The 5,853-nt window shown below is 74.0% G+C and carries 5 protein-coding genes; 2 read left to right on the forward strand and 3 right to left on the reverse strand.

What is annotated here, in order from left to right; translation table 11 throughout:
• Positions 1–117: 117 nt before the first annotated feature.
• Positions 118–720, forward strand: a complete 603-nt coding sequence (locus AB0G13_RS33705; RefSeq protein WP_357883442.1) for a DUF1349 domain-containing protein — start codon at positions 118–120, stop codon at positions 718–720.
• An 85-nt stretch (positions 721–805) separates the two neighbouring features.
• Positions 806–1,474, forward strand: a complete 669-nt coding sequence (locus AB0G13_RS33710; RefSeq protein WP_357883445.1) for a DedA family protein — start codon at positions 806–808, stop codon at positions 1,472–1,474.
• 216 nt (positions 1,475–1,690) lie between these two features.
• Here AB0G13_RS33710 and AB0G13_RS33715 read toward each other — a convergent pair whose 3' ends face one another.
• The 3 genes from AB0G13_RS33715 to AB0G13_RS33725 all read right to left on the reverse strand — a co-directional run bounded on the left by AB0G13_RS33715 (position 1,691) and on the right by AB0G13_RS33725 (position 5,622).
• Positions 1,691–3,094 carry a cellulose binding domain-containing protein gene (locus AB0G13_RS33715; protein ID WP_357883448.1) on the reverse strand — a complete coding sequence of 468 codons (1,404 nt, stop codon included), beginning with the start codon at positions 3,092–3,094 and terminating at the stop codon, positions 1,691–1,693.
• A gap of 285 nt (positions 3,095–3,379) precedes the next feature.
• Positions 3,380–4,801, reverse strand: a complete 1,422-nt coding sequence (locus AB0G13_RS33720) for a carbohydrate-binding protein (protein WP_357883451.1) — start codon at positions 4,799–4,801, stop codon at positions 3,380–3,382.
• A 71-nt stretch (positions 4,802–4,872) separates the two neighbouring features.
• Complete coding sequence (locus AB0G13_RS33725) at positions 4,873–5,622, reverse strand: membrane protein insertase YidC (RefSeq protein WP_357883454.1); 750 nt, start codon at positions 5,620–5,622, stop codon at positions 4,873–4,875.
• Between the last annotated feature and the right edge of the window lie 231 nt (positions 5,623–5,853).

The raw sequence follows: 5,853 nt of genomic DNA on the forward strand, positions 1-5,853 counted from the left end.
CGCGCCGGTCGCGCCAGCTCGCGGGCCGGTCGCGCCAGCTCGCGGGCCGGTCGCGCCGGTCGCGCCAGCTCGCGGGCCGGTCGCGCCAGCTCGCGGGCCGGCGGTACGGTCGCCGGCATGGGCAACGCGGAGCGGCCGGTCGACTGGGCCGAGGGTGAGTGGTGGAACGAGCCGGTGCGGGTCGAGAGCGGACGGGCGGGCGAGCTGCTGGTGCAGCCGGCCGAGGGCAGCGACCTGTGGCGGCACACCTCGTACGGCTTCGTCCACGACGACGCCCCGGCGCTGCTCGCGCCGCTGCCCGTCGGCGAGGCGGTGGAGGTGGCCTTCGTCCTCGACTACGGCGAGCAGTTCGACCAGGCCGGCGTGCTGGTGCGGGTGGACGAACGGAACTGGGTCAAGGCGGGGGTCGAGGTCAGCGACGGCCAGCCGCAGGTCGGCGCCGTGGTGACCCGGGAGGTCTCCGACTGGTCGGTCGCCCCGGTGCCGCTGTGGGCCGGCCGGGAGGTGACCGTCCGGGTCAGCCGCGGCCGGGACGCGCTCACCGTACGGGCCCGGTCCGACGACGAGCCGTGGCGGCTGGTCCGGCTCGCCCCGCTGGCCCCGGAGGCGGTGGCGACGGCCGGGCCGTACTGCTGCTCCCCCACCCGGGCGGGCCTGCGGGTCCGGTTCACCGGCTGGCGGCGGGGGCCGGCCGACGCGGCGCTGCACCCGGAGGACTGAACCGGGTGGCCCGACTCACGGGCAGGTGTGACGGTCGGGCCGAAGGGTAGAGGATTCTGATCCGCACCCGGCCGAAAGGATCGCGATGGCACTCGCCGAAAACGTCGACCCGACCGAACTCGGCGGCCTGACCGGGTGGGTGGCGGGAGTGATCGACGCCGCCGGCGCCGTCGGGGTGGCCCTGCTGGTCGCCCTGGAGAGCATCGTCCCGCCGATCCCGAGCGAGATCGTCCTGGCGATGGCCGGCTACCTGGCCAGCGAGGGACGGTTCAACGTCGTCCTGGTGGGGCTCGCCGCCACCGCCGGTTCCCTGGCCGGGGCACTCGTCCTCTACTGGCTGGGCGCGGCCGCCGGCGAGGACCGGCTCAAGCGTTGGCTCGACCGGCTGCCCCTGGTCGACCTCGACGACCTGGAGCGGGCCGACCGCTGGTTCGAGCGGCACGGCCGCTGGGCGGTGCTCTTCGGCCGGATGATGCCGGTGGTGCGCAGCCTGATCTCCATCCCCGCCGGGGCCAACCGGATGCCGCTGCCGGAGTTCATCGCGTTCACCACGCTGGGCAGCGGCATCTGGAACGCGCTCTTCGTCGGCCTGGGATACGCGCTCGGCTCCCGCTGGCAGCAGATCGAGCAGTACAGCAAGTGGTTCGACTACGGCATCATCGCCATCTTCGTCGTGATGATCGGCCTGTGGGCGATCAAGAAGACCCGTCGCCGCCGCGCCCGCCACCGCGACCACGCCGACGCCACCCCCTGACCCCACCCCCACCCGCCCACTTCCCGCCCCCGCCACCCCGCCCCGTCGCGCCCCACCCCCACCGCGTCGATCATGCAGCCGTGGTGCCGGGTGTGACCGCATACGCGGCTTCTGCGGACCACCACGACTGCGTGATCGACGCTGGTTTGGTGGGTTCGGGCCAGGGCCGGGGGGTGAGGGGTGGGGGTGGGGGTGGGGGTGGGGCGGGGCGGGGGGTCAGGGGAGGGTGTCGAGGTGGGGGGCCACCGTGCGGGCGAAGGTGTTGCCGTTGGTCACGTCCCAGTTCACCGACCAGGTCATCGCGCCACGGATACCCGGGTAGGTGCGCGGCGGGCGGAAGCTGCCGCAGTTGGTGCCGCGGGCCAGGCAGTCCAGCGCGGCGTTGACCACGGCGGGTGCGACGATGCCGCCGCCGGCCGCGCCGGGGCCGGCCGGCAGGCCGAGGCCGACCTGGTCCGGGCGGAGCCCGGCCTCCAGTTGGATGCAGGCCAGCGCGACGATGAAGTTCACCGTCCCCTGGCTGTACGCGGCGTTGCGGTCGCAGCCGAGCATCGCCCCCGAGTTGTAGAACTGGGTGTTCACGACGGTGAGGATGTCCCTGATGTCGAGCGCCAGCTTGAAGTAGCTGCTCTCCGGGGACTGCATATCGATGGTCTGCGGGGCCATCGCGATGATCAGGCCCGCGCCCACCCTGGTCCGCAACGAGCGCAACGCCTGAGCCATGTAGGTCGGGTTCAGCCCGTTCTCCAGGTCGATGTCGACCCCGTCGAAGCCGTACCGCTGGATCAGCGCGTGGACGCTGTCGCTGAACGCGGCGGCGGAGGCGGCGTCGTTGACCGCCACCCGGCCCGTCTCGCCGCCGACGGAGATGATCACCTTCTTGCCCCGGGACTGGAGGGCGCGCACGTCGGCGGAGAAGTCGGCGTCGGTGTAGCCGCCGAGCGCGGTGGACAGGCCGGGGTCGACAGCGAAGGTGACCGCCCCGGGGGTGGCGGTGGCCTCGGCGAAGGCGACCGCGACGACGTCGTACTCGGCCGGGACGTCGCGCAGCCGCAGCTCGACCGCCGGGTTGTCGAAGTTGTGCCAGTACCCGGTGAGGAGGTGCTTCGGCAGGCCGGTGTTCGGCGGCGGGCTCGTCGGGGGCGGCGTGGTCGGGGGCGCGGTCGTCGGCGGTGCGGTCGTCGGCGGTGCGGTGGTGGGCGGCGCGGTGGTGGGGTTGGTGCCCCCGCCGCACGCCGTGCCGTTGAGCTGGCAGTTGGTGGGCGTGCCCGGCCCGGAGCCGAGGAAGCCGCACGAGACCGAGGCGCCCGGGGCGATACGGCCGTTCCAGGACCGGTTGGTGAAGGTGTGCCGCTGGCCCGACGAGGTCAGCAGCGCGTCCCAGTAGCTGCCGACGGTGGTGCCGGCCGGCAGGTCGAAGGCGACGGCCCAGCCGTCGACCGTGGACCCGCCCCCGTTCGTGATCGTGTACTTCCCCTCCCAGCCCGATCCCCAGTCGGCCGTCTTGACGAAGCTGGCGGTCACCCCGGCGGCGAACGCGGGCATCGCCACCCACACCGCGCCGAGCGCCGCAACCACGGCTGTGACCAGCGAGAACACCAGAGATCTGGATCGTTTCACGACACCCTCCACACCTGGACGCCATCCACCGGCATCGACATTGACGCCTATTATTAGGAGTGTTAACTGTTTCTGTCCAGAGTCGCCCGCGGCAGCGTGGGACAGGCACCCGCCGGGCGGACGGCGAGCGACCGGAGCCCGCCGGACGGGAGGCGCCCGGAACCCCCCAAGCGGGAGGCGACCGGAGCCCGCGGGGCGGGAGGCGACCGGAGCCCGCGGGGCGGGAGGCGACCGGAGCCCGCGGGGCGGCGGAGCCCCCGGCGACGGCCGGGGGCTCCGCGCGGCTCAACGGCGGAAGGTGAACCAGTTGACGTTGACGAAGTCGGCGGGCTGTCCACTGGTGAAGGTCAGGTAGACGGTCCGGCGGCCGGTCGGGCCGGCGACGTTGCCGGGGACCGAACGCCAGCTCTGCCAGCCGCCGGTGTTCCCGATCGCGAAGCTGCCGATCGGCGGGCTGGTCGAGCTGTCCAGCCGGACCTCCACCAGCCCACTGACCCCGCCCGCCGCGCCGGAGGCGACGCGGGCGACGAAGTCGCGTGGCGGCGTGGCCCCGAACTCGACGTTGTCGAACCGTACCCAGTCGCCGTTGCGCAGCGCGCCGATGTTCTGTCCGCCCTCGGCGCACGCCTCGACGAGTACGCCGTTCTGCGCGCTGAACGCCTCCGCCTGGATGGTCGCGTACGCGTCCCGCACCCCGCCGGGCGGCGGGGTCGTCGGCGGCGGGGTCGTCGGCGGCGCGGTGCCGCCACCCCGGCTGTACACCGCCACGTAGTCGACCAGCATCGGGCGACCCGGGACGGTGGCGGCGGTCGGCGTGGCACCACCGGCCACCCCGTTCGGGAAGGCCCCGCCCATCGCCACGTTGAGCAGCAGGAAGTAGCCGGCGTGGTTGGTCATCTGCGACCAGTACGGCTCACCGACCCGGGTCTGGCTCACGCTGTGGTAGAGCTGCCCGTCGACGTACCAGCGCAACTGCTGCGGGCTGGCCGAGGCGTCCCACTCGAACCGGTAGGTGTGGAAGGCCGACTGGCAGGTGCTGCCGGGGCAGGCCCGGGACGCGCCGATGCCGTTGAACTCGTCGCACGGCCCGCCGGGGGCCACCCCGCAGTGCAGCACCCCCCAGACCGAGTTGAGGCCGTTGACGTTCTCCATGACGTCGAACTCGCCGATGCCCGGCCAGTTCTGGTAGTTGCCCCGGTACGGCGAGCCGAGCGCCCAGAACGCCGGCCAGTAGCCGGCCGCCTGGGCCCCGGTGACGTTGGGCATCTGGATCCGACCCTCGATGGCCAGCACGCCGCCGGACGGGGGCTTGAAGTTGCTGCGCACCGTCTCGATCCGGGCCGAGGTCCAGCCGCCCGAGGCGTCGCGCAGCGGGGTGATCCGCAGGTTGCCGCCGCCGTCGTGGCTGACGTTGGCCGCGCTGTTGGTGTAGGTCTGGATCTCCCCGGTGCCCCAGTTCGGCGGGCCGCCGGGATAGCTGGTGCCGGTGTCGATGATCCAGTTGGCGGCGGACGGCAGCGTGCCGGCGGCACCGGTGAAGTCGTCGCTCCACACCAGACTCCAGCCGGGCGCGGGCGCCGGGACCGCCGCGTTGGCGGTCACCGTCATTGCGGTCAGGGCGGTCGTGGCGGCGGTGAGGAGGGCCAACGCCAGGGTCAAGCGGCGTCGCGGGGGCGGGGCGGCGGGTGCCGCCGGGGCAGGTGTCATTGACGTGCCTCTCTGCGGGGACGGTCGAGAGAGCGCTCTCTCACGAGTTGTACGTGCCGACTCCGCAGATGTCAACGCCCATCGATGTCCGCCGGCGCGGGGCGCGGGCGGCGCAGCACCGCCTGCTCCGCCGCCGACCAGGCGGTGGTGGTGACCAGGTAGATCACCGCGGCCAGCGGCAGCACCAGCGCCACCAGCACCGTCGTGTAGGGCAGCAGCGGCAGCAGCCGGCCGAGCACGGCCGCGCCGGGCCCCTCGGTCGGCGTACCGGCCACCGTGCCGGTCGCATCCGCCGCGCGCCGCATCCGCCGCGACGTCCACCAGGCGAGCGCGAGCAGGGCCGCCAGCAGGACGCCGAACAGCGGCAGCGCGCCGCCGCCCCACCCGTCGCCGAGGTGGTGGCCCAGCGGCACGCCGGCCAGCCGCTCGTCGAGCAGCCCGGTGCCACCCTCGGCGGTGGTGAAGAGCCGGTACATCACCAGCAGGACCGGGGCCTGGAGCAGCAGCGGCAGGCAGCCGGACACCGGGCTGGCCCCGTTGGCCCGGTAGAGCGCGAACAACTCGCCCTGCAACCGGGCCGGGTCGTCCGCGTACCGCCGCTGGAGCTCGCGGACCTCGGGGGCGAGCGCCGCGCGGCGCCGCTCCCCGCGGACCTGCGCGAGGGTGAGCGGCGAGATCAGCAACCGGACGGCGACGGTGAGGACGACAATGGCGGCGGCCGTGGCCGCGTCGCCGGCCAGCGGTTCGAGCAGGGTGGTGAACCAGCCGAGCGCGCGGCCGGCGGCGCCGACGGCGTCGTGCAGAGGTGCGAAGGCGAGCATGGGTGACCCCTCGGTCCGATTCCGGGTGCCGGTCCGGCGGGAAGGTGGGTCGCCGGACGGGCGGATGGCGGCGGAATCGGCCGCGCGGCGGTGCTACGCGGCCGAGGGGTGCGGCCCGGGTGCGCGGGGACGGGGACGACGGTGGGCTCGCGGCCCAGCGAGACGGAGAGCTCGCGGCGGGCCCGGACCATGCGGTTGACCTGCTCGACCATGTGCACCGGGATGCGGATG

This window comes from Micromonospora sp. NPDC023633, from assembly GCF_040640035.1.
In the GTDB taxonomy this organism is placed as follows: domain Bacteria; phylum Actinomycetota; class Actinomycetes; order Mycobacteriales; family Micromonosporaceae; genus Micromonospora.

Excerpts from the sequence above, each read along its gene's own strand:
- AB0G13_RS33705 (WP_357883442.1), top strand. The coding sequence starts at position 118 with ATGGGCAACGCGGAGCGGCCGGTCGACTGGGCCGAGGGTGAGTGGTGG.
- AB0G13_RS33710 (WP_357883445.1), top strand. The coding sequence starts at position 806 with ATGGCACTCGCCGAAAACGTCGACCCGACCGAACTCGGCGGCCTGACC.
- AB0G13_RS33720 (WP_357883451.1), bottom strand. The coding sequence starts at position 4,801 with ATGACACCTGCCCCGGCGGCACCCGCCGCCCCGCCCCCGCGACGCCGC.
- AB0G13_RS33725 (WP_357883454.1), bottom strand. The coding sequence starts at position 5,622 with ATGCTCGCCTTCGCACCTCTGCACGACGCCGTCGGCGCCGCCGGCCGC.